We start from the raw sequence: 22,562 nt of genomic DNA on the forward strand, positions 1-22,562 counted from the left end.
TGCCGTTGGCCTTTCAGGTGGGCGTTCAGCTCATCTGCGAACGCAGTTCGATGGCTTCCTTGCGCTGGGTCTCGGTACCTTCCTTCATCACTTCGTCGAGTATCTCGCGGGCGCCGTCGTTGTCGCCCATGTCGATGTAGGCACGTGCCAGATCGAGCTTGGTGGCGGCTTCGTCGGTACCGGAGAGGTAGTCGAACTCCGGCTCGTCGAGCATCAGGTCGGAGGCGTCTTCGGCGGTGAAGTGCGGCGCGATGGAAGGCTGTTCGAGGTTCTGCGAGAGCTTGTCGAGCTCGGCATTGACGTCGTCCAGCTCGGCGGCAAAGCTGGCGTCCAGCGGGTCCGGCTCGTCGGCCAGGGACAGGTCGAAATCATCGGCCAGGTCCGGGAAGCTGTCGTCCAGCCCCAGTGAGTCATCGAACGCCGCCAACTGGGCCTCGATATCCAGTGGCGCTTCAGGCGTAGCGGCGGGTGCAGCTTCAGGCGCCGGTGGCGCAAGGTCGGCGCCCATGTCGAGGTCGAAGTCGGACAGGTCATCCAGGATTGGCTCAGGCTCGACCGGTGCAGGTTCGGGCATCGGCTCGGCAGGCACCTCGGCGGGTGTCTCGGCCGGCACTTCAGTCACTGCCTGCTCCTGCACGTCGGGCACGTGCGGCGCTGGCGTCTCGGCCTGGGCCTGGGCCTGGGTCTGCTCTTGCAGCAGGGTATCGAAATCGAGGTCGTCGAGCGCCGCGATATCGGCAGGCGGCGTGGCCTGCGGGGCCTGCGGATCATCGATCTGAAGGTCTGCCAGGCCCTCGAGACCTTCGAGGTCTTCAAGGCCTTCCAACCCCTCCAGGTCATCCAGGCTCAGGTCGAAGGCGCTGTCCAGGTCGTCTTCGCCCGGCAACTCGATTGCCGGCTCGGGCTGCGGGTCGTCCTGCAGCAGGTCCTGCACATACTGGGCATCCAGCTCGGCGGCCAGGGCCGCAGCGCTGACGCCCGCTGCGGCCACGCCGAGCATGGCCGGGTAACGCTGCTTGAGCGATTCGACATCGGCGTGGTTCTGACCATTGGCAACCAGTTGGCGCTCGTGGCCGACAAAGGCGTCACGGTCGCCCTGGCGGGCATAGACTTCCATCAGCTTCAGGCGCAGGTCGGCGCGCTCGGGGGCCTGCTCCACCGCAGGCTCCAGCAGCTCGGCGGCATGGTTCAGACGACCGCGGGCAATGCTCAGGTCGACTTCCGCCAGCAGGGCATCATCATTTGGCGCGGGGGCGTCCTCGGCCGGTGCCTGCATGGCAGGCGCGATGACGGCCGGTGCCACCACCGCAGCCGGGGCCGGAGACGGAACCTCTACCGGCTCGGGCGCGGGCTGGACCACGGGGACCGGCTTGGGCTCGAATTCCGGCTCCAGCTCCAGTTCGGACTCCGGGTCCAGCCTGTCATAGGTGGGTGCTACCTCGGCAGCCGCAGCCGCTGCAGCGGAGGCCGCCACCACACCCGGCGCCAGGGTCACGCTCGGCGCGGAGACCTCCAGGCCCTCGAAACTGCTTTGCGGCAGGTCCATGTCCGGCCCCAGGCCCAGGTCGCTTTCCTCGGCCAGGGCTCGCGCCATGCGCATGTGCTTTTCAGCCTCCTGCTGGGCACGACGCTTGCGCGCCAACAGCAGCAGAAGCAACAACAGCACCAACAAGGCTGAACCTGCGATCAGCGCCAGCAGCCAGCTGTTGCCCAGCAGGTCGTCGAGCATCTTGTCCGAATCGCTCGGGGTAACGGCAGCCGGCGGCGTTTCGGCCACCGGCGCGGTATCCACGGCAGCCGGCGCCGGGGACACCACCGCTTCGCTCGGTACCGCCTGCTGCAACTGGGCATCGATCGCCGGCTGCTCGGGCGCAGGCACGCTCGCCGGCGCGGCGCTCTGGGCTTCCAGGCGCGCCAGCTGGTCGTTCTTCAGTTCGATCAGGCGCTGCAGCTTGTCCAGCTGGCTCTGCAGATCCGCCACACGGCTTTTCAGCTCGGCGTTGTCACGCCGGGTGGTGTCGAGGCTCTCTTCGGCCATCGCCAGCTTGTCGGCCAGGGCCTTGCTGTCGCCAGCCGCACCTTTGCCGCCGGGTGCCACCAGCTTGAGGTTGTCCTGCTGGGCGATACGCGCCGGGGCGGCGCCGGCCGCGTCACGCCGGGTGGCGTCGAGCTGGCGCGCACGCGGGCCCAGACGGCGCCCCTCACGCCAGGCCGCATACTGCTCGGCCACTTCCTTGACGGCCTGGCCCTGGGGGATGGCGGCGATCTGCTGCTGGTCGGGCAGACGCAGTACCTGGCCAACCTTGAGCTGGTTGATGTTGCCGTTGTAGAAGGCATCGGGGTTGAGCGCCTGGATCGCCAGCATGGTCTGCTGCACCGATCCACCCTGGCGCGCCTTGGCGGCAATCTGCCACAAGGTGTCGCGACGCACGGTGGTGTGGCGGGCGGGCGCGGTCACCGCAGGGGTGACGCCCGAAGCCGCCTGGGCCGCTTCGGGAGAGAATTTGGAGGCGTCGATCAGTACGCTGTAGTCGCGCAGCAGGCGGCCCTGGGGCCACATCACCTGCACCAGGAACTTGACCATAGGGGCCGGCAGCGGCTGACTGGAGGTCACCCGCAGCACGCTCTTGCCACTGGGGTTGATCACCGGGGTGAAGGTCAGGTCGTTGAGGTACGCCTGGCGTTCGACCCCGGCCTTGCTGAACTCTTCGGCCGGCGCCAGGCTGGGCACCACTTCGGCGGGAGTGAGGTCACGCACATCGAGCAATTCGATCTCGGCATCCAGCGGCTGGTTCTGCCCCGACTTGAGGGTCAGCTCGCCCAGCCCCAGCGCATGCGCCATACCCGAGGACAGCGCCGATGCCGCGGCTATTGCTAACACCAGTTTGCGAATTCGAAGCATGACCTCATCCTTTGTATGAACCTTCCCCGGCTACCGAGAAGAAAGTGAAAAACCGCCGTGAGGCATTTGACTGGCATGACCACCGGATCATGTTGGCAAGGTGCCCCGCAAGCGCGTGACGGCCGCTCACTTCCAGTATTTCAGAAACAATGTGCAAATCGTCGCCAAGTATCTTTTACGCAAGGTGTTTTATCAACAACTCCGCCAGCTGTACGGCGTTCAACGCCGCGCCTTTGCGCACGTTGTCGGTGGTCAGCCAGAGATTGAGCTGTTCGGCTTCGTCGACACCGCCACGCACCCGCCCGACATACACCACATCCTGGGCCACCGCATCGCCGACCGGGGTCGGGTAGTCACCCGCCTCCACCAGTTCGACACTGTCGGCGTGCTCCAGCACGGCGTTCACCGCCGCCAGATCGACCGCCTTGCGACTGTGCACGGCCACAGTGTAGCTATCGCCGAAAAACACCGGGACTTGAACACAGGTCACGGAAATCTTCAGCGAAGGCAGGCCAAGCAACTCGCGCAGCTCACTCACCAGGCGACGTTCCAGCGCGCCATGGCCCTCGCTGTCGCTGGTACCCACCTGGGCCAGCAGGTTGAACGCCACCTGGCGATCGAAGAAGCGCGGCTCCAGCGGACGCGCATTGAGCAACTCGGCAGTTTGCCGGGCCAGTTCGCCCACCGCCTCGCGGCCCTGTGCCGACACCGCCATGCACGCCGTCACGTTGACCCGTTCCAGTTCCAGCAGGTGCTTGAGCGGGGCCAGCACCACCGCCAGGGCAACCGCGGCAGCGCTCGGGCTGACCAGTTGCACGGGCAGGCTCTGACTGTCGATAGCCTGTGGATTGGCCTCGGGCACCACTGCTGCCACCTGTTCGGCCGACAGCGCGCCGGACAGATCGATCACCGCACACCCGGCGGCACGCGCCTTGGCGGCGAAACTGCGGGTAACCGCAGGGCCTGCGGCGAAGAACGCCAGCTTGACCTGGCTGAAGTCGAAGGCATCGACTTCGCGCACGCGCAGGTTCTTGCCACGGTAGTTCACCGAGCTGCCCGCCGACTCGTTGCTGGCCAGCAGGTGCAGGGTGCCCAGGGGAAAATCGCGCTCCTCGAGGATTTGCACCAGGGTCTCGCCGACGGTGCCGGTGGCGCCGATCACGGCGATATCGTAGGTCTGAGTCATGGACAGTGCCTCTGGCAGAACGGGGGGAGCGGCACTTTACTCGGATTGCCGCAGCGAGACCACCCGGTGCCGGCAAAGGCATCAGGCCACCACAAAAAAGCCCCCTGCGTCGCAAGACGAGGGGGCCTGTTCTACCGCGCAGCAGCGATCAACGTTCCAGCAGGATCCGCAGCATGCGACGCAGCGGCTCGGCCGCGCCCCACAGCAGCTGGTCGCCCACGGTGAAGGCGCCCAGGTACTGCGACCCCATGTTCAGCTTGCGCAGACGCCCTACCGGGATGTTCAGCGTGCCGGTGACGTTGGTCGGGCTCAGCTCCTGCATGCTGATCTCGCGCTGGTTCGGCACCAGCTTCACCCAGGGGTTGTGCTGGCTGATCATGCCTTCGATGTCGGCGATCGGCACGTCCTTGTTCAGCTTGATGGTCAGCGCCTGGCTGTGGCAACGCATGGCGCCGATGCGCACGCAGATGCCGTCGACCGGGATCGGGTTCTTGAAACGACCCAGGATCTTGTTGGTCTCGGCCTGGGCCTTCCACTCTTCACGGCTCTGTCCGTTGGGCAGTTCCTTGTCGATCCACGGGATCAGGCTGCCGGCCAGCGGCACGCCGAAGTTCTCGGTCGGGTAGGCGTCGCTGCGCATGGCCTCGGCAACCTTGCGGTCGATGTCGAGGATGGCCGCCGCCGGGTTGGCCAGGTCATCGGCAACCGCCGCATGGGTAGCGCCCATCTGCTTGATCAGCTCGCGCATGTTCTGCGCGCCAGCGCCGGAGGCCGCCTGGTAGGTCATGGCGCTCATCCATTCGACCAGACCGGCTTCGAACAGGCCGCCCAGGCCCATCAGCATCAGGCTGACGGTGCAGTTGCCACCGATGTAGTTCTTGGTGCCGGCGTCCAGCTGCTGGTCGATGACCTTGCGGTTGACCGGGTCCAGCACGATGACCGCGTCATCCTGCATGCGCAGGCTGGAAGCGGCATCGATCCAGTAACCCTGCCAGCCGGCTTCGCGCAGCTTGGGGAACACCTCGTTGGTGTAGTCGCCACCCTGGCAGGTCAGGATCACATCGAGGGTCTTGAGCTCTTCAATGCTGTACGCATCCTTGAGCGGAGCAATGTCCTTGCCCACGGATGGCCCCTGGCCCCCGACATTGGAGGTAGTGAAGAACACCGGCTCGATCAGATCGAAATCCTGCTCTTCGAGCATCCGCTGCATGAGCACGGAACCGACCATACCGCGCCAACCGATCAGACCTACACGTTTCATCGCAACTACACCTTCGCTAAAAGTGGGCCGCCGCCTGGAAGAAACCAGCGGCGGGCCCGAGAGATTACAGATTCCGCAGCGCTGCGACTACTGCGTCGCCCATTTCCTGCGTACCTACCTTGCTGCAGCCCGCCGACCAGATGTCGCCGGTGCGCAGGCCCTGATCCAGCACCAGGCTCACGGCCTGTTCGATGGCCTCGGCCGCCGCCTGCTGGTTGAAGCTGTAACGCAGCATCATCGATACCGACAGGATGGTCGCCAGCGGGTTGGCGATGCCTTGCCCGGCGATGTCCGGGGCCGAACCGTGGCACGGCTCGTACATGCCCTTGTTGTTGGCATCCAGTGACGCCGACGGCAGCATGCCGATGGAACCGGTGAGCATGGAAGCCTCATCCGACAGGATGTCGCCGAACATGTTGTCGGTGACCATCACGTCGAACTGCTTGGGCGCGCGCACCAGTTGCATGGCGGCGTTGTCGACGTACATGTGGCTGAGCTCGACATCCGCGTAGTCCTTGGCCACGTCCTCGACGATTTCACGCCACAGCTGGCTGGAGGCGAGCACGTTGGCCTTGTCCACCGAGCACAGCTTCTTGCCGCGCACGCGGGCCATGTCGAAACCGACACGGGCGATGCGGCGGATTTCGCTCTCGCTGTACGGCAGGGTGTCGTAGGCCTGGCGCTCGCCGCCTTCCAGTTCGCGGGTGCCGCGCGGCGCGCCGAAGTAGATGCCGCCGGTCAGCTCGCGCACGATCAGGATATCCAGGCCGGCGACGATTTCTGGCTTGAGCGAGGACGCATCGGCCAGCTGCGGGTAGAGAATGGCCGGACGCAGGTTGGCGAACAGGCCCAGTTGCGAACGGATTTTCAGCAGGCCGCGCTCAGGGCGGATATCACGCTCGATCTTGTCCCACTTCGGCCCGCCCACCGCGCCCAGCAGCACGGCGTCGGCCTGGCGCGCACGTTCCAGGGTCTCGTCGGCCAGCGGCACGCCGTGCTTGTCGATGGCCGCGCCACCGATCACATCGTGCGCCAGGCTGAAGCCGAGCTGGAACTTGTCGTTGGCCAGTTCCAGCACCTTGACCGCCTCGGCCATGATTTCCGGGCCAATGCCATCACCTGGGAGAATCAGAATCTGCTTGCTCATGGGTTCCTCATCATTCAATTCAAGCGGTGCGCCGCACTGGCGTACCGGGGAAAACTCAGCGTTGGGCCCAGAGCACGATCACGTCGGTGCTGAAGGAGCCATCGGCTTCTATCTGGTAATGCTGGCGAACTTCGTCGCCCATCGCCTGCTGCAACTGGCGAATCGCCGCACGCATCGGCTCGGGGGTGCGCATGCGCTCCACCCACGAGGTGTATTCCAGGCGCAGGCGCTGGCGCGTGTGGCTGCGGGTGCACAGGCCGGCTTCGCTGACCTGTTGCAGCCACTCGCCGGCAGAATAATCGCGCACGTGGCTGGTGTCGCGCAGTACTTCGACGCTTTGCAGGTAGGTGTCGAGCAGCGGGCTGCCCGGCGACATGACGTCGACGAACGCGGCCACGCCGCCGGGCTTGAGCACCCGGCGCACCTCGCGCAGGGCCAGGCCCAGGTCGCTCCAGTGGTGCGCCGAGTAGCGGCTGAAGACGAAATCGAACGAGGCGTCGGCGAACGGCAGGCGCTCGGCGGCGCCACGCTCGGTGACGATGTTGTTCAAGCCGCGCTCGATGGCGGCGGCGCCGACCACGTCGAGCATCTGCTGCGACAGGTCATAGGCGACCACTTCGGCCACCAGCGGGGCGACATGGAAGCTCACGTGACCGGCACCGCAGCCAAGGTCCAGCAGGCGGGCGTCGGCGTGCCCGGCAAGCTCGGCCTGCAGCAGGGCGAATTCGCTACCCTGGGCATGCACGGCGCTGCTCAGGTAGGCAGAGGCTTGTTCGCCGAACTGGCGCTGGACGACTTCGGTGTGGGCGGTGCTGCGGGTCATCATGGATCTCCTGGGGCGGCTTGGCCGGCACATCACTGCATCATTCAGGCGTCGCGAAACAACCAGGGCTGGCTAGCACGGTGCCTGGCTTCAAACGCTGCAATCGCATCGCCATCCTGCAAGGTCAGGCCGATGTCATCCAGGCCGTTGAGCAGGCAATGCTTGCGGAACGCGTCGATCTCGAAGTGGAGCACCTTGCCGTCCGGCCGCGTCACGGTCTGCGCCTGCAGGTCGATGGTCAGCTGGTAGCCCGGGTCCGCCTCAACCTGCTTGAACAGCTCGTCGACTTCCTCGTCGCCGAGGATGATCGGCAGCAAGCCGTTCTTGAAGCTGTTGTTGAAGAAGATGTCGGCGTAGCTGGGCGCAATGATGCTGCGAAAGCCGTACTCTTCCAGCGCCCAAGGCGCATGCTCGCGGCTCGAACCGCAACCGAAGTTCTCCCGCGCCAGCAACACGCTGGCCCCCTGGTAACGCGCATGGTTGAGCACGAAATCCTGGTTCAGCGGGCGCTTGCTGTTGTCCTGGTAGGGCTGACCCACGTCCAGGTAACGCCATTCGTCGAACAGGTTCGGGCCGAACCCGGTGCGCTTGATCGACTTCAAGAACTGCTTGGGGATGATCTGGTCGGTGTCGACGTTGGCACGGTCCAACGGGGCGACCAGGCCGGTGTGCTGGGTAAAGGCTTTCATGCTGCGCTCCCTTGGATCAACTCGCGTACATCGACAAAACGACCGGTTACTGCGGCAGCCGCCGCCATTGCCGGGCTCACCAGGTGGGTACGCCCACCGGCGCCCTGGCGCCCCTCGAAGTTGCGGTTGGAGGTGGAGGCGCAATGCTCGCCACTTTCGAGGCGGTCCGGGTTCATCGCCAGGCACATCGAGCAGCCCGGCTCACGCCATTCGAAACCGGCCTCGAGGAAGATCTTGTCCAGGCCTTCCTGCTCGGCCTGCGCCTTGACCAGGCCCGAGCCCGGCACCACGATGGCCTGCTTGATGGTCGAGGCCACCTTGCGGCCCTTGGCGATCACGGCCGCGGCGCGCAGGTCTTCGATGCGCGAGTTGGTGCACGAACCGATGAACACGCGGTCGAGCTGAATGTCGGTGATCGCCTGGTTGGCGTTCAGGCCCATGTACTTGAGCGCGCGTTCGATGGAACCGCGCTTGACCAGGTCGGCCTCGGCCGCCGGGTCCGGCACGCGCTGGTCGACCGCCAGCACCATCTCGGGCGAGGTGCCCCAGCTGACCTGCGGTTTGATCTGCGCCGCGTCCAGCTCGACCACGGTGTCGAACACCGCGTCGCTGTCGGACACCAGGTCTTTCCAGGCTTCGACGGCCAGGTCCCACTGCTCGCCCTTGGGCGCATACGGACGACCCTTGACGTAGGCAACGGTCTTCTCGTCGGTGGCCACCAGGCCCACCCGCGCACCGGCCTCGATGGACATGTTGCAGATGGTCATGCGGCCTTCGACCGACAACTCGCGAATGGCGCTGCCGGCAAACTCGATGGCATGCCCGTTGCCGCCGGCGGTCCCGATCTTGCCGATCACGGCCAGCACGATGTCCTTGGCAGTGACGCCGAACGGCAATTGCCCTTCGACGCGCACCAGCATGTTTTTCATCTTCTTGGCCACCAGGCACTGGGTAGCGAGCACGTGCTCGACCTCGGAGGTGCCGATGCCGTGGGCCAGGGCGCCGAACGCGCCGTGGGTGGAGGTGTGCGAGTCGCCGCAGACCACGGTCATGCCGGGCAAGGTGGCACCCTGCTCCGGGCCGATGACGTGGACGATGCCCTGGCGCACATCGTTCATCTTGAATTCGGTGATGCCGTATTCGTCACAGTTTTCGTCGAGGGTCTGCACCTGCAGGCGCGACACCTGGTCGGCGATGGCCTCGATGCCGCCCTTGCGCTCTGGCGTGGTGGGCACGTTGTGGTCGGGGGTGGCGATGTTGGCATCGATGCGCCAGGGTTTGCGGTTGGCCAGGCGCAGCCCCTCGAAGGCCTGCGGCGACGTCACTTCGTGAATGATGTGACGGTCGATATAGATCAGCGCCGAACCGTCGTCGCGCTGCTTGACCAAGTGCGAATCCCAGAGCTTGTCGTAGAGCGTTTTGCCAGCCATCAGACTTTCCTCATCAGTCTTTCTATGCCAATAACCCCTTGGCTTGTACGGACGATGCTATGGGGTTAGATTGAATAACTCAAATTCATATTTTTTATGCTTTGGATAACTTTCAGGAATCCAAACCCGAGGAACTCATTCCGTGGACCTGGCCAACCTTAGTGCCTTCATCGCCATCGCTGAAACCGGGAGCTTTTCCGGTGCCGGCGAGCGCCTGCACCTGACCCAGCCGGCCATCAGCAAGCGCATTGCCGGGCTGGAGCAGCAGCTGGATGTGCGCCTGTTCGACCGCCTTGGCCGCGAGGTGAGCCTGACCGAAGCCGGCCGTGCCCTGCTGCCGCGCGCCTACCAGATCCTCAACGTGCTGGACGACACCCGGCGGGCCCTGACCAACCTCACCGGCGAGGTCAGCGGTCGACTGACCCTGGCCACCAGCCATCACATCGGCCTGCACCGCCTGCCGCCGCTGTTGCGGGCGTTTACCCGTCAGTACCCGGCTGTGGCTCTGGACATCCAGTTTCTGGACTCGGAAGTGGCCTACGAGGAAATTCTGCACGGGCGCGCCGAAATCGCCGTGATCACCCTCGCCCCCGAGCCCCACAGCCTGGTGCGCGCGGTGCCGGTATGGGACGACCCGCTGGATTTCGTGGTCGCCCCCGAGCACCCGCTGGCCTGCAAGGGCGCGGTGGGCCTGGCGGACATTGCCCACCACCCGGCCGTGTTCCCCGGCGGCAACACTTTCACACACCATATTGTGCAGCGTCTGTTCGAGGCCCAGGGCCTGGTCCCCAACATCGCCATGAGCACCAACTACCTGGAAACCATCAAGATGATGGTGTCGATCGGGCTGGCCTGGAGTGTGCTGCCGCGCACAATGCTCGATGAGCAGGTTGCATCCATCGACTTGCCGGGCATACAGCTGTCGCGCCAGCTAGGCTACATTCTGCACACGGAACGAACGTTATCGAATGCGGCCAGAGCCTTCATGGCCCTGCTCGACAGTCACGCAAGCCCGGCGTAGCCCGCCCCTGCCCCGGGCGGCCCGCCACCAAGGACGTATCACCCGCCAAAGGTCTGGTACCGATGCCCAAGTCAGCCAATCGTTTTGCGCGCCTTCCCCGTATCCACGCAGCAGACCCCCAGGAGCTGGAACAGGCCTGGGAAAGTGCGCCGCAGTTGCTCGCGGCGCTCAATGGTGCGCACCTTGGCGCCTGGGTGTGGGATGTGGGCAGCGGGCGCATCAACTGGTCACGAGGCACCCAGGCACTGTTTGGCTTCGATCCGCATCAACCGCTGACCCACGACATCGACTACCTCGACCTGCTGCCGGAAGAGGACCGCGCGCGCATGCGCCAGGCCTTTCATGCAGTGCTCAACGGCGAGCCGGTGGACCAGGCCCTGCGCCATCGCATCCGCTGGCCGGACGGCAGCCTGCACTGGCTGGAAGTGAACGGCAGCCTGGCCACCAACCGCGACGGGCGCCTGCAGATGATCGGGGTGGTGCGCGAGATCACCCGCCAGCGCGAACGCGAAACCGCACTGATCAACTCCGAAAAGCGCTTTGCCACGCTTTTTCACCTGAGCCCGAACGTGGTGCTGCTGACCCGGCGCGCCGACGGGCTGATCCATGAGGTCAACCAGCACTTCGAGAACATTCTTGGCTGGCCCGGCGCCCAGGTCATCGGGCGTACCACGCTGGAACTGGGCCTGTGGGCCAACCCCAGGCAGCGTGACCAGGTGCTGGAGGCCACCAGCGGCAACAACGGTCCGGTGACCCTGGAAGTGCAGTTTCGCGCCAGCAGCGGGCAGGTCCACGATGGCATCCTCAGCACCCAGGCCATCGAACTCGAAGGTGTCACCTACCTGCTCAGTACTTTCGTCGACACCAGCGAGCGCAAACGTGCCGAACAAGCCCTCAAGGACAGCCAGGAGCGCCTGGACCTGGCACTGGACTCTGCCCAGTTGGGTACCTGGGACTGGCACATCCCCAGCGGCATGCTGTACGGCTCGGCCCGCGCGGCACAACTGCACGGCCTGGCGCCGGTGCCGTTCCACGAGTCGTTCGAGGCGTTTTTCGAAGGCGTGCCCGAGCTTGAGCGCAGCGGCATGCGCCAGGCCTATCGCAGCCTGCGCGAAGGCCCCGCGGGCAACTACCAGATCACCTACCGCATCCAGCTGGAAAACGGCGCCTCACGCTACCTGGAGAGTCGCGCACGGCTGTACCGTGACGACCAGGGCAACCCGCTTCGCATGGCCGGCACCCTGCTGGACATCACCGAACAGGTTGAACGCGAACAGCGCCTGACCAGCTCGGAGGAAAAGTTCGCCAGCCTGTTCCAGGTCAGCCCCGACCCCATCTGCGTCACCCGCCAGGACACCGGCCAGTTCATCGAGATCAACCAGGCGTTCACCCAGACCTTCGGCTGGTGCGCCGACCAGGTACTGGGTCGTACCGCCGAACAACTGGGGCTGTGGGCCGAATCGGCCGCCCGCGCACGACGCATCGAGCAGGTGATTCGCGACCAGGCGTTGAACAATGTCGCGGTGGTGGTCAATCACAAGGATGGCCAGCCCCTGACCTGTGTGATTTCCAGCCGCCTGATCAAGGTCGACAACCAGCCCTGCAGCGTCACCACCCTGCGCGACATCACCCAGCAGCAACGCGGCGAAGCCGCACTCAAGGCCAGTGAGGAGAAGTTCGCCAAGGCCTTCCACTCCAGCCCCGACGCCATCACCATCACCGAGCGCGACAGTGGCCGCTACCTGGAGGTGAACGACGGCTTCTGCCGGCTCACCGGCTACAGCGCCGACGAGGTGATCGGCCAGAGCATGGCTCAGATCGGGTTGTGGGCCGACGACAAGCAGCAGACCCTGCTGTTCGGTGAAATGCGTGAGCGCGGGCGGGTGCACCACCGCGAAATGCTGGGGCGCAACAAACGCGGCGAAATCCTCACCGTGGAGGTGTCGATGGAGCCGATCACCCTCAACGAGACAGACTGCCTGCTACTGACTGCCCGCGACGTCAGCCAGCTCAAGAATGCCCAGGCGCAGATCCGTCACCTGGCCTACCACGACCCGCTGACCAACCTGCCCAACCGCGCCCTGCTGATGGATCGCCTGAGCCAGCAGATCGCCCTGCTCAAACGCCAGAACCTGCGCGGCGCCCTGCTGTTCCTCGACCTCGACCACTTCAAGCACATCAACGACTCGCTGGGCCACCCGGTGGGCGATACGGTGCTCAAGATCATCACAGCCCGGCTTGAAGCCAGCGTGCGCCTGGAGGACACCGTGGCGCGCCTGGGGGGTGACGAGTTCGTGGTGCTGCTGAGCGGCCTGGAAGGCAGCCGCGAAGAGGTCACCGACAAGGTTCGCCAACTGGCCGACACCTTGCGCGAACTGCTGGCCGAGCCGATGTCGCTGGACGGCCAGCGCCTGCAGGTAACCCCCAGCATCGGCGTGGCGCTGATCCCCGACCACGGCACCACGCCGGCCGACCTGCTCAAGCGCGCCGACATTGCGCTGTACCGCGCCAAGGATTCGGGTCGCAACACCACGCAACTGTTCCACACCACCATGCAGAAGGCCGCCAGTGAACGCCTGCGCATGGAGAGCGACCTGCGCATGGCCCTGGCCAGGGGCGAACTGGCGCTGCACTTCCAGCCCCAGGTGGATGCCCGTGACAACCGCATCGTCGGGGCCGAGGTGCTGCTGCGCTGGCATCATCCGCTGTTGGGCCAGCAGCCGCCCAGCCAGTTCATCCAGGTGCTGGAGGAAAGCGGGCTGATCCTGGAGGTGGGCAGCTGGATACTAGACGAAGCCTGCGATGCCTGCTCGCGCATGCTGCAGGACGGGCTGATCGATCCGATGGATTTCAGCCTGTGCGTGAACATCAGCCCGCGCCAGTTCCGCCAGAACGATTTCGTCGAGCGGGTGCGGCGCAGCCTGGACGACTACCGCCTGCCCTACCAGATGCTCAAGCTGGAGATCACCGAGGGCATCGTGATCCAGAACCTGGAGGACACCATCAGCAAGATGCGCGAGCTGAAGGCGTTCGGGGTGAGCTTTGCGATGGATGACTTCGGCACCGGCTACTCGTCGCTCACCTACCTCAAGCGCTTGCCGGTGGATGCGCTGAAGATCGATCAGTCGTTCGTGCGCGATGCACCGCTGGACCCCAATGATGCAGAGATCGTCAAGGCCATCGTGGCCATGGCCAGAAGCCTGGACCTGGCAGTGATTGCCGAAGGGGTGGAGCTGTCGGAGCAACTGGAGTTTCTGGAGCGGCTGGGGTGCCATCTGTACCAGGGGTACCTGCACAGCCGGCCATTGCCGCTGAACGAGTTCAGGGCGATGCTGCTGCAGGCACCGGCGGACTACTGACACACCGCAGTACGGCAGTTGCCAGCAAGCTGGCTCCTGCTGTGAAGAGGCGCGCGAACCGGGCACAAAAAAGGGCACCCGAAGGTGCCCTCTTTCACTCAGCCCACACTCAGTTCAGCGCAGGTTTCTCACCGTTGATCGGGATGCGCTTGGCCTTGGCTTCTTCAGGCACAACACGCAGCAGATCGACACTGAGCAGACCGTTGGCCAGGCCCGCCGACTTCACTTCGATGTGGTCAGCCAGGCGGAAGGACAACTTGAAGGCCCGCTGGGCGATGCCCTGGTGCAGGTAGGTGACGCTTTCACCACTGCTGTCACGCTTGCCGCCACTGACGGTCAGAACGCCTTTTTCCACTTGCAGGTCGAGGTCCTCTTCCTGGAAGCCAGCTGCAGCAACGACGATTCGGTAGTGGTCTTCGCCATGTTTTTCAACATTGTAGGGTGGGTAGGTGCTACCCGACTCGCTACGTGCCGCGGATTCGAACAGGTCGTTGAAACGGTCGAAGCCAACGGATTGACGGAACAGTGGAGCCAGAGAAAATGCGGTAGTCATGGTACATCTCCTGAAATATCAGCGAGTTGGTGATTGCGCGACCCGACTTCGGCATCGCGTACTCCCTAGATAAGGACCCGCCCTAACATTTCAAGCATCGACCACAAAAATTTTTTCAGGCCGCCTCGCTGACCGGAATACCCAGCAGCCGCGCCACGCGATCACAGTCGGTCTCGCGGCGCAGTTCGGTAAACAGTGCCGTGGCTTCGGGGTAGGTACGGGTCAGCATCGCCACCCACTGCTTCAGTCGCCCCGGTGCCTGACGCTCGGTCATCTGTTCCCGGGCCTGCACCCAGAAGTCCTGCAGCAGCGGTTGCAGTGCCTGCCAGTCCAGCGGCACGAACTCGATGCCCTGGCGCTCGGCGGCAATCTGCCGGGCCAGGTCCGGGCGCGACACCAGGCCGCGACCGAGCATGATGTCCTCCACGCCGCTGACCTCGCGGCAGCGGCGCCAGTCTTCCAGCGTCCACACCTCGCCGTTGGCGAACACCGGCACCTTCACCACCTCTTGCACCCGCGCCACGTACTCCCAATGCGCCGGCGGCTTGTAGCCGTCGACCTTGGTGCGTGCGTGCACCACCAACTGGTCGGCACCGCCTTCGGCCAGGGCGCGGGCGCAGTCCAGCGCACCGTCCGGGCTGTCGAAGCCCAGGCGCATCTTGGCGGTGACCGGGATATGCGCAGGCACCGCCCGGCGCACTTCGCGCAGGATGGCATGCAGCAGCTCGGGCTCCTTGAGCAGCACCGCGCCGCCGCGGGACTTGTTCACGGTCTTGGCCGGGCAACCGAAATTGAGGTCGATGACGGGGGCGCCCAGCTCGCAGGCCAGCACCGCGTTATCGGCCAGGCATGCCGGGTCGGAGCCCAGCAACTGCACACGCAAAGGCACGCCGGCGGCGGTTTGCGCACCGCGGCCAAGCTCCGGGGCCAGCTTCTCGTACACATGCGCCGGCAGCAACCGGTCGCACACGCGAATGAACTCGGTGACACACCAGTCGATGCCGCCCACCTGGGTCAGTACGTCGCGAAGGATGTTGTCGACCAGCCCCTCCATGGGGGCCAGGGCAATTTGCATGGCGTGGGTCTCGCGCGAAAAAGGCCGGCAGTCTAGCAAAAACCGTGGCTTATCGGGCTCCGGCCATCGCGGCGCCGTAGCCCTCGATGAATTCTGCCGGCATGCGCCTGGGCTTGCCGGTGGACAGCTCGATGCACACGAAGGTGGTCTGCGCCCGCAGCAAGGTGGTGCCATCGCTTGGTCGCACCAGCTGGAAGTGACGGGTCATCTTCAGGCGCTGGTCCCAGTCGACGATCCAGGTGGCCAACTGCAGGATGTCGTCCTCATAGGCGCTGGCCAGGTAATCGATCTCGTGACGCACCACGGCCATGGCGCGGTCCAGGCGCCGGTACTCGGCCAGGTCCAGCCCCAGGCGCTGGGAATGACGCCATGCGCAGCGCTCGAGCCAGGTGACGTACACCGCGTTGTTGGCGTGCCCCAGGCCGTCGATATCCTCGGCACCGACCTGCAGGTCGATGGTAAATGGCGTTGCCCGATCCCAGCTCATGCCCGCTCCCGATCTGTAGTTAACGGGCAGAGTGTAACGGATGCTCAGGCCGATTGGCGCACTGGCCGGGCACTGCGTTGCAGCAGCGCAAGCACGCCGTCGACCAGTTGCGGGTCGGACAGCACACGCATATGCCCGCCCTGGGGCAACAGCAGCAGCTGGCTGTCGAACCACGCCTGATGAATCAGCCGCGCCTCGCTGACGGCGACCAGCGGGTCGTCCTCGGCATGCACGATGAAACCGGGCAGTTCCAGCTGGTAGACGGCCACGTCCAGGCGCGAGATCGGCACCCCGACCTCTCGCTCCACCTGGCGAATGAAGGCTGCCCGCGCCCGCGCCGGCAACCCCAGGTGCCGCGCCATGCCGCGCAGCACCTCGAGCAGGCGCGCTGGCGCGGCGATGCTCACCGCCACCTCGGTACGCAGCCCCCACTGCAGGGCCAGCAGCGTACTGGCACCGCCCATGGAATGGCCGATCACCCCGTGCAATGGGCCCAGCTCACCGGCCGCCTCGAGCAAGGCGTGGGCGAACGACACCACGTTGGCCTTGTTTCCACGCGAGCGGCCGTGGGCCGGCCCTTCGAGCGCCACCGCACAATAGCCGGCGGCCACCAGGGCCTCGATCAGATGGGCGAACTGGGTGGGGCGCCCCTCCCAGCCGTGCATCAGCAGCACCGTGGGGCCTTGCCCCCAGCGCAGCGCACTCAGGCCAAAGCGCAGGGTAATGCGCTCGGCACGCGCCAGCAGCGGCAGCTCCCAGTCGCGTGGCGGCAAGGTGCGCGGGCTCATGAAGGCCTGGCGCATCTGCCCGGCCACCCGATTGGGTGCCAGGCGTCCAACAGTGGCGTTGATACCACGAATCCAGCTCAGGCTGTTCATCACGTCGCTCCAGATCAGATCACCGCGGACTTGGCGGCACGCAACACACGGTCGGACAATTCGCTGGTACCCAGCGCACGCGCCAGGGCCAGGCCGCCGACCATCAGGGCCAGGTCGGCCAGCACCTTGTCGGCGTCTTCGGGGGTGTCGGCCAGGTTGGCCATCATCAACTCGATATGCTCGGTCAGCACCGCGCGAAAGGTCGCCGGCAACTGATTGATCTCGCCCAGAGAGCTGGGCAGCGGGCAGCCGCTGTCGACGGCATCGCGGTGTTTGCGCGACAGGTAGAAGGCCGCCACCAGGGCACGACGCGCCTCCCCGTCCAGCGACGCGTCGACCTGTGCCAGCAAGGCCCGGCGCTCGCCAAGCAACTGGCAAAAGGCTTCGAGCATCAGCGCATCCTTGTTCTCGAAATGCGCATAGAACCCACCCACGGTGAGCCCCGCAGCGCCCATCACCTGCTGCACACTGGGGTCGGCCGGGCCGTTAAGGATCAGCGCACTGCGCGCCGCATCCAAAATGCGCTGGCGGGTCTGGGCTTTTTTGTCGTGCATGGCAGGCCTCCAAATATTATGGAGCTAATATTATGCTCATAATATTTATTGGCAAGCACTTTCTCCTGCGGCCCAAGGGCGAAAGAGATTTTTTCGAGGGAAAAAACAAAAGGCTCATTCAATAATCGAATGAGCCTTGAAATCCCGCAGAGCGGGTAAAATGGCGTCCCCTAGGGGACTCGAACCCCTGTTACCGCCGTGAAAGGGCGGTGTCCTAGGCCACTAGACGAAGGGGACTTGTAACCTTCGTGCAGGCTCGTTTTCACGAACCCTGGCAAAATTGGTGGAGCTAAGCGGGATCGAACCGCTGACCTCCTGCATGCCATGCAGGCGCTCTCCCAGCTGAGCTATAGCCCCAGATTTCTAGCCTCGCGGCCCAGCGATGTCTTGCAACATCACTTGTGTAAAACTGGCGTCCCCTAGGGGACTCGAACCCCTGTTACCGCCGTGAAAGGGCGGTGTCCTAGGCCACTAGACGAAGGGGACGAACCTTCTTACCACACAACCCGGCTGCTGGAACCCGGTTGAACCCTGAGTTGTATGACCAACTCCGGATAGGGAATTTGGTGGAGCTAAGCGGGATCGAACCGCTGACCTCCTGCATGCCATGCAGGCGCTCTCCCAGCTGAGCTATAGCCCCACAATGTCGCTTTGAACTGAATCGCTTGGCTGGGTGCTTCGCGCTTCGTTTCGTTCATCGCTGTGGACGGGGCGCATATTAAGATCGGATTGAAGACCTGTCAAATAAATTTTCAACAAAATCCAAAAGAAATTTCCGAGATAACAAACACTTACCGGCCTGGGTCAGGAGAGCCCCCGCAAACTCGGGGGTCTCGCCCTTGCAGGAGCCGGCCTTGCCGGCGAAACAGGCGCTGCGCAATACCGGGTACCGCAGCGCTTTGTTCGCCGGCAAGGCCGGCTCCTACGGGAAAAATGCTCAGGCAATGGTGCCCAACAGCTTTTCCCATTCCTTGTTTTCTTTCTTCGACACACCACCCAGCAGGTCCAGCGCCTGGCGCAGGCGGTAGCGGGTCAGGTCCGGCCCGAGGATCTCCATGGCATCGAGCACCGACACCGAGCTGGCCTGGCCGGAAATCGCGGCGAACATCAGCGGCATCGCGTCACGCAGCTTGAGCTCCAGCGCCTCGACCACCGCCTGGATGCAGCCGGTGATGCGATCCTTCTCCCACTGGCGCAGCCCCTCGAGCTTCCACAGGATCAGCTGGATCACCTGGCGTACCTGGTCGGCCGACAGTTTCTTGTGCTCGAACAGCTTGGCGTCGAGCTTGAGCGCACCTTCGAAGAAGAACCCACCCAGCGGCGCAATCTGGCTGAAGGTCTCTACCCTGCCCTGCACGTGCGGCGCGATCTTCATCATGTAGTCGCTGTTGAACGCCCATTTCTGCACGCGCGCGGCAAACTCTGCGACAGGCAGCTCACGCAGCCACTGGCCGTTGAGCCACGACAGCTTCTCGATGTCGAAGATCGGGCCGCCCAGCGACACACGCGACAGGTCGAAGTGCTCGACCATTTCGGCCAGCGAGAACTTCTCGCGCTCGTCCGGCATCGACCAGCCCATGCGGCCCAGGTAGTTGAGCATGGCTTCGGGCATGAAGCCCATGCGCTCGTAGAAGGTCACCGAGGTCGGGTTCTTGCGCTTGGACAGCTTGCTCTTGTCGGGGTTGCGCAGCAGCGGCATGTAGCACAGGGTTGGCTGCTCCCAACCGAAGTACTCGTACAGCTTGATCAGCTTGGGCGCCGAAGGCAGCCACTCTTCGCCACGCAATACGTGGGTGATGCCCATCAGGTGGTCATCGACCACGTTGGCCAGGAAGTAGGTCGGCAGGCCATCGGTCTTCATCAGTACCTGCATGTCCATGCGGTCCCACGGAATCTCGACGTCGCCGCGCAGCATGTCCGGTACCACGCACACGCCTTCGGTCGGCACTTTCATGCGGATCACATGGGGCTCGCCGGCGGCCAGGCGACGCTGCACTTCTTCAGGCGAGAGCAGCAAGGCGCGCCCGTCATAGCGCGGGGTTTCGCCGCGGGCCATCTGCTCGGCACGCATCTGGTCCAGTTCTTCGGCAGTGCAGAAGCACGGGAAGGCATGGCCCAGATCGACCAGTTGCTGGGCGTACTGCTTGTAGATCTCGCCGCGTTCGCTCTGGCGGTACGGGCCGTGCGGGCCGCCGACATCCGGGCCTTCGCTCCATTCGATACCCAGCCAGCGCAGGGCATCGAAGATCTGCTGCTCGGACTCGCGGGTGGAGCGCAGCTGATCGGTATCTTCGATACGCAGGATGAATTCGCCACCGTGCTGCTTGGCGAAGCAGTAGTTGAACAGGGCGATGTAGGCGGTGCCGACATGGGGATCGCCAGTCGGCGAAGGCGCGATACGCGTGCGAACGGTGGTCATGAGAGTCTCGAACAAGAGGTGAAACAAAGGCTGGATGTTAACAGCACGGGGCCACCCGGCTCCAGCAATGGGCACGATCGGCGCTTGTGTTTGCCAAGGCAAACCTTGTTAAATTTGCTTACATTTTTGGAACGATCGTACCCATGCCTGCCCAACTCAAGCGTCGCCTGCTGATTTTCCTGACCCTGGTTCTGCTCATCGGCCTGGGCTTTCTGGCCCACTGGTACTTCAAGGGGCGCTTCTACGAGAGCACCGACAACGCCTACGTGCAGGGCGAGATCACCCGGGTTTCCAGCCAGTTGGGCGCGCGCATCGAGCAGGTGCTGGTCGAGGACAACCAGCATGTGGCCAAGGGCGACCTGCTGGTGCGCCTGGAAGGCAACGACTTCCAGTTTGCAGTGGAGCGCGCCCGCGCCACCCTGGCCACCCGCGAGGCCGAGCGCCTGCAAGCCGACAGCCGCCTGACGCAGCAGGCGAGCCTGATCGCCGCCGGCCAGGCACAGGTGTCGGCCAACCAGGCCACGCTTGGGCGTACCCAGCTGGACCTCAACCGTGCACAGGCGCTGCGCAAGCCAGGCTTTGTCTCGGAAGAACGGGTGACCACCCTGTCGGCCGAAAGCAACGTGGCACGCTCCCAGGTGAGCAAGGCCCAGGCCGATCTGCAGGGTCAACGCCAGCAGGTCAACGCACTGGCTGCCGAACTCAAGCGCCTGGACGCCCAGATCGCCACCGCCCGCACCGACCTGGCCCAGGCCGAGCTGAACCTGAGCCGCAGTGAAATTCGCGCGCCGATCAGCGGCATGATCGGCCAGCGCGCGGCACGCAACGGCCAGTACGTGCAGGCCGGCGCCTACCTGCTGTCGATCGTGCCCGATCAGGACATCTGGGTGCAGGCCAACTTCAAGGAAACCCAGATCGGCAAGATGCAGCCCGGCCAGCGTGCCGAGCTGGTGTTCGACAGCTACCCCGACACGCCGATCGAAGGCCGCGTCGACAGCCTGTTCGCCGCTTCCGGCGCGCAGTTCAGCCTGCTGCCACCCGACAACGCCACCGGCAACTTCACCAAGGTCGTGCAGCGCATCCCGGTCAAGCTGACCTTCGCCGCCGACAACCCGCTGCACGGCAAGATCCGCCCGGGCATGTCGGTGACCGCCACCGTCGATATCCGTACCGATGGCCGGTGATCAACTGATCCGTCCCGCCGGCGAACCCAGCCGGCGCGACTGGATCGCGGTGATGAGCGTGATGCTCGGCGCGTTCATGGCAGTGCTCGACATCCAGATCACCAACTCGTCGCTCAAGGACATCCAGGGCGCCCTGTCGGCGACCCTGGAAGAAGGCTCGTGGATCTCCACCTCCTACCTGGTGGCCGAGATCATCATGATCCCGCTGACCGCCTGGCTGGTGCAGCTGCTGTCGGCGCGGCGCCTGGCGGTGTGGGTGTCGGCGGGTTTTCTGGTGTCGTCGCTGCTGTGCTCGATGGCCTGGAACCTGGAAAGCATGATCGTGTTCCGCGCCCTGCAGGGTTTTACCGGCGGCGCCCTGATCCCGCTGGCCTTCACCCTGACCCTGATCAAGCTGCCCGAGCATCACCGCGCCAAGGGCATGGCGATGTTCGCCATGACCGCCACCTTCGCCCCGTCCATCGGCCCTACCCTGGGCGGCTGGCTGACCGAAAACTGGGGCTGGGAATACATCTTCTACATCAACATCCCGCCCGGCCTGATCATGATCGGCGGCTTGCTGTACGGCCTGGAGAAGAAGGAAGCACACTGGGAGCTGCTCAAAAGCACCGACTACACCGGCATCCTGACGCTGGGCGTCGGGCTTGGCTGCCTGCAGGTGTTTCTTGAGGAGGGGCATCGCAAGGACTGGCTCGAGTCGGGGCTGATCGTCACCCTGGGCAGCATTGCCCTGGTCAGCCTCATTACCTTCGTGATCGTGCAGTTCTCGAAACCCAACCCGCTGATCAACCTGCGCATCCTGCAGAACCGCAATTTCGGGTTGTCGAGCATTGCCAGCCTGGGCATGGGCGTGGGGTTGTACGGTTCGATCTACCTGCTGCCGCTGTACCTGGCGCAGATCCAGAACTACAACGCCCTGCAGATCGGCGAAGTGATCATGTGGATGGGGGTGCCGCAGCTGTTCCTGATCCCGCTGGTCCCGCAACTGATGAAGGTGATTTCGCCGAAGATCCTCTGCACCATCGGCTTCGGGCTGTTCGGGCTGGCGAGTTTCAGCTCGGGGGTATTGAACCCGGACTTTGCCGGCACCCAGTTCAACCATATCCAGATCATCCGTGCGCTGGGGCAGCCGATGATCATGGTGACCATCTCGCTGATTGCCACGGCCTATATCCAGCCGCAGGACGCAGGCTCGGCGTCGAGCCTGTTCAACATCCTGCGCAACCTGGGCGGGGCCATCGGCATTGCGCTGCTGGCCACGCTGCTGGATGCGCGCACCAAGGTGTATTTCGACTACCTGCGCGAGGCGGTGGTACCGACCAATGCCGCAGTGGCCGAGCGGCTGACCTTGCTGACCGAGAAGCTGGGCAGCGAAGGGGCAGCACTGGCCAGGCTGAGCGAGATCACCCATCAGCAGGCGATGATCATGGCGTACAACGATGCCTTCCATTTTGTCGGCATCGGGCTGGCAATCAGCATGGTGGCGGTGCTGTTGACGAAGAAGCTGCCGCAGGGGTTGAAGGCGGGCGAGGCGCACTAGACCGCGTTGAAGTCTTCGCTGGCAAGCCCGCTCCCGCAGGTACTCCATTGCCCT

17 protein-coding genes and 4 tRNA genes are annotated in these 22,562 nt (G+C 64.5%); 4 read left to right on the plus strand and 17 right to left on the minus strand.

All coding sequences use genetic code 11. The features are described from left to right. Nucleotides 1-25 precede the first annotated feature (25 nt). The 7 genes from NP552_RS19535 to leuC all read right to left on the minus strand — a co-directional run bounded on the left by NP552_RS19535 (nucleotide 26) and on the right by leuC (nucleotide 9,438). Complete coding sequence (locus tag NP552_RS19535; protein ID WP_274097064.1) at nucleotides 26-2,902, minus strand: FimV/HubP family polar landmark protein; 2,877 nt, start codon at nucleotides 2,900-2,902, stop codon at nucleotides 26-28. 175 nt (nucleotides 2,903-3,077) lie between these two features. Then, nucleotides 3,078-4,088: an aspartate-semialdehyde dehydrogenase gene (locus NP552_RS19540; RefSeq protein WP_043862849.1), complete on the minus strand. Its 1,011-nt coding sequence runs from the start codon at nucleotides 4,086-4,088 to the stop codon at nucleotides 3,078-3,080. Nucleotides 4,089-4,236: 148 nt separating this feature from the next. Then, nucleotides 4,237-5,349: an aspartate-semialdehyde dehydrogenase gene (gene asd, locus NP552_RS19545; RefSeq protein WP_043862850.1), complete on the minus strand. Its 1,113-nt coding sequence runs from the start codon at nucleotides 5,347-5,349 to the stop codon at nucleotides 4,237-4,239. A 64-nt stretch (nucleotides 5,350-5,413) separates the two neighbouring features. After that, nucleotides 5,414-6,496 (minus strand): 3-isopropylmalate dehydrogenase, encoded by a 1,083-nt coding sequence (leuB, locus tag NP552_RS19550; protein WP_043862851.1) that lies wholly within the window; start codon nucleotides 6,494-6,496, stop codon nucleotides 5,414-5,416. A 55-nt stretch (nucleotides 6,497-6,551) separates the two neighbouring features. After that, on the minus strand, nucleotides 6,552-7,319 hold the full coding sequence (locus NP552_RS19555) for a class I SAM-dependent methyltransferase (protein WP_043862852.1): 768 nt from the start codon (nucleotides 7,317-7,319) through the stop codon (nucleotides 6,552-6,554). Between the two features lie 44 nt (nucleotides 7,320-7,363). Continuing rightward, nucleotides 7,364-8,008 carry a 3-isopropylmalate dehydratase small subunit gene (leuD, locus tag NP552_RS19560; protein ID WP_043862853.1) on the minus strand — a complete coding sequence of 215 codons (645 nt, stop codon included), beginning with the start codon at nucleotides 8,006-8,008 and terminating at the stop codon, nucleotides 7,364-7,366. Further along, nucleotides 8,005-9,438 (minus strand): 3-isopropylmalate dehydratase large subunit, encoded by a 1,434-nt coding sequence (gene leuC / locus NP552_RS19565; RefSeq protein WP_043862854.1) that lies wholly within the window; start codon nucleotides 9,436-9,438, stop codon nucleotides 8,005-8,007. The genes leuD and leuC overlap by 4 nt, the downstream gene beginning before the upstream one ends. A gap of 142 nt (nucleotides 9,439-9,580) precedes the next feature. Here leuC and NP552_RS19570 point away from each other — a divergent pair, with 142 nt between their 5' ends. Both NP552_RS19570 and NP552_RS19575 read left to right on the plus strand, forming a co-directional pair. Next, entirely contained in the window at nucleotides 9,581-10,459 is an 879-nt protein-coding gene (locus NP552_RS19570; protein WP_043862855.1) for a LysR family transcriptional regulator, read from the plus strand. A 62-nt stretch (nucleotides 10,460-10,521) separates the two neighbouring features. After that, nucleotides 10,522-13,818 carry a PAS domain S-box protein gene (locus NP552_RS19575; protein ID WP_054916654.1) on the plus strand — a complete coding sequence of 1,099 codons (3,297 nt, stop codon included), beginning with the start codon at nucleotides 10,522-10,524 and terminating at the stop codon, nucleotides 13,816-13,818. 109 nt (nucleotides 13,819-13,927) lie between these two features. Here the strand turns inward: NP552_RS19575 and NP552_RS19580 are convergent, their stop codons facing one another. The 10 genes from NP552_RS19580 to gltX form a co-directional block, all read right to left on the minus strand. After that, on the minus strand, nucleotides 13,928-14,371 hold the full coding sequence (locus NP552_RS19580; protein ID WP_043862857.1) for an Hsp20 family protein: 444 nt from the start codon (nucleotides 14,369-14,371) through the stop codon (nucleotides 13,928-13,930). Nucleotides 14,372-14,486: 115 nt separating this feature from the next. Beyond that, entirely contained in the window at nucleotides 14,487-15,446 is a 960-nt protein-coding gene (locus tag NP552_RS19585; RefSeq protein ID WP_054916655.1) for a tRNA dihydrouridine synthase, read from the minus strand. A 49-nt stretch (nucleotides 15,447-15,495) separates the two neighbouring features. Next, the gene (locus NP552_RS19590; protein WP_043862859.1) at nucleotides 15,496-15,933 is read right to left on the minus strand and encodes an acyl-CoA thioesterase; all 438 of its coding nucleotides are present in this window, start codon (nucleotides 15,931-15,933) and stop codon (nucleotides 15,496-15,498) included. A gap of 44 nt (nucleotides 15,934-15,977) precedes the next feature. Continuing rightward, nucleotides 15,978-16,811: an alpha/beta fold hydrolase gene (locus NP552_RS19595; protein WP_043862860.1), complete on the minus strand. Its 834-nt coding sequence runs from the start codon at nucleotides 16,809-16,811 to the stop codon at nucleotides 15,978-15,980. A gap of 14 nt (nucleotides 16,812-16,825) precedes the next feature. After that, on the minus strand, nucleotides 16,826-17,365 hold the full coding sequence (locus NP552_RS19600) for a TetR/AcrR family transcriptional regulator (RefSeq protein ID WP_078479730.1): 540 nt from the start codon (nucleotides 17,363-17,365) through the stop codon (nucleotides 16,826-16,828). Nucleotides 17,366-17,526: 161 nt separating this feature from the next. Then, nucleotides 17,527-17,602: transfer RNA gene (locus tag NP552_RS19605), tRNA-Glu, on the minus strand. Between the two features lie 44 nt (nucleotides 17,603-17,646). Next, nucleotides 17,647-17,722 (minus strand) — tRNA-Ala (locus tag NP552_RS19610). Between the two features lie 53 nt (nucleotides 17,723-17,775). Further along, a tRNA-Glu gene (locus NP552_RS19615) sits at nucleotides 17,776-17,851 on the minus strand. Nucleotides 17,852-17,929: 78 nt separating this feature from the next. After that, nucleotides 17,930-18,005, minus strand: a tRNA-Ala gene (locus NP552_RS19620). A gap of 297 nt (nucleotides 18,006-18,302) precedes the next feature. Continuing rightward, the gene (gene gltX, locus NP552_RS19625) at nucleotides 18,303-19,784 is read right to left on the minus strand and encodes a glutamate--tRNA ligase (RefSeq protein ID WP_043862862.1); all 1,482 of its coding nucleotides are present in this window, start codon (nucleotides 19,782-19,784) and stop codon (nucleotides 18,303-18,305) included. Between the two features lie 143 nt (nucleotides 19,785-19,927). Between gltX and NP552_RS19630 the strand changes: the two genes are divergently transcribed. Both NP552_RS19630 and NP552_RS19635 read left to right on the plus strand, forming a co-directional pair. Beyond that, the gene (locus NP552_RS19630) at nucleotides 19,928-20,968 is read left to right on the plus strand and encodes an HlyD family secretion protein (RefSeq protein ID WP_043862863.1); all 1,041 of its coding nucleotides are present in this window, start codon (nucleotides 19,928-19,930) and stop codon (nucleotides 20,966-20,968) included. A 49-nt stretch (nucleotides 20,969-21,017) separates the two neighbouring features. Next, on the plus strand, nucleotides 21,018-22,508 hold the full coding sequence (locus tag NP552_RS19635) for an MDR family MFS transporter (protein ID WP_173925078.1): 1,491 nt from the start codon (nucleotides 21,018-21,020) through the stop codon (nucleotides 22,506-22,508). Nucleotides 22,509-22,562 lie beyond the last annotated feature (54 nt).

The organism is Pseudomonas sp. 8209, from assembly GCF_028682105.1.
Classification (GTDB): Bacteria; Pseudomonadota; Gammaproteobacteria; order Pseudomonadales; family Pseudomonadaceae; genus Aquipseudomonas; species Aquipseudomonas palmensis.

Bases quoted from the DNA above. Each gene is read 5' to 3' on its own strand.
- leuB (WP_043862851.1), bottom strand. From the start codon at position 6,496: ATGAGCAAGCAGATTCTGATTCTCCCAGGTGATGGCATTGGCCCGGAA.
- leuC (WP_043862854.1), bottom strand. From the start codon at position 9,438: ATGGCTGGCAAAACGCTCTACGACAAGCTCTGGGATTCGCACTTGGTC.
- NP552_RS19595 (WP_043862860.1), bottom strand. From the start codon at position 16,811: ATGAACAGCCTGAGCTGGATTCGTGGTATCAACGCCACTGTTGGACGC.
- NP552_RS19630 (WP_043862863.1), top strand. From the start codon at position 19,928: ATGCCTGCCCAACTCAAGCGTCGCCTGCTGATTTTCCTGACCCTGGTT.
- asd (WP_043862850.1), bottom strand. From the start codon at position 5,349: ATGAAACGTGTAGGTCTGATCGGTTGGCGCGGTATGGTCGGTTCCGTG.
- NP552_RS19555 (WP_043862852.1), bottom strand. From the start codon at position 7,319: ATGACCCGCAGCACCGCCCACACCGAAGTCGTCCAGCGCCAGTTCGGC.
- NP552_RS19575 (WP_054916654.1), top strand. From the start codon at position 10,522: ATGCCCAAGTCAGCCAATCGTTTTGCGCGCCTTCCCCGTATCCACGCA.
- leuD (WP_043862853.1), bottom strand. From the start codon at position 8,008: ATGAAAGCCTTTACCCAGCACACCGGCCTGGTCGCCCCGTTGGACCGT.
- NP552_RS19590 (WP_043862859.1), bottom strand. From the start codon at position 15,933: ATGAGCTGGGATCGGGCAACGCCATTTACCATCGACCTGCAGGTCGGT.
- gltX (WP_043862862.1), bottom strand. From the start codon at position 19,784: ATGACCACCGTTCGCACGCGTATCGCGCCTTCGCCGACTGGCGATCCC.
- NP552_RS19600 (WP_078479730.1), bottom strand. From the start codon at position 17,365: ATGCACGACAAAAAAGCCCAGACCCGCCAGCGCATTTTGGATGCGGCG.
- NP552_RS19540 (WP_043862849.1), bottom strand. From the start codon at position 4,088: ATGACTCAGACCTACGATATCGCCGTGATCGGCGCCACCGGCACCGTC.
- NP552_RS19585 (WP_054916655.1), bottom strand. From the start codon at position 15,446: ATGCAAATTGCCCTGGCCCCCATGGAGGGGCTGGTCGACAACATCCTT.
- NP552_RS19580 (WP_043862857.1), bottom strand. From the start codon at position 14,371: ATGACTACCGCATTTTCTCTGGCTCCACTGTTCCGTCAATCCGTTGGC.
- NP552_RS19535 (WP_274097064.1), bottom strand. From the start codon at position 2,902: ATGCTTCGAATTCGCAAACTGGTGTTAGCAATAGCCGCGGCATCGGCG.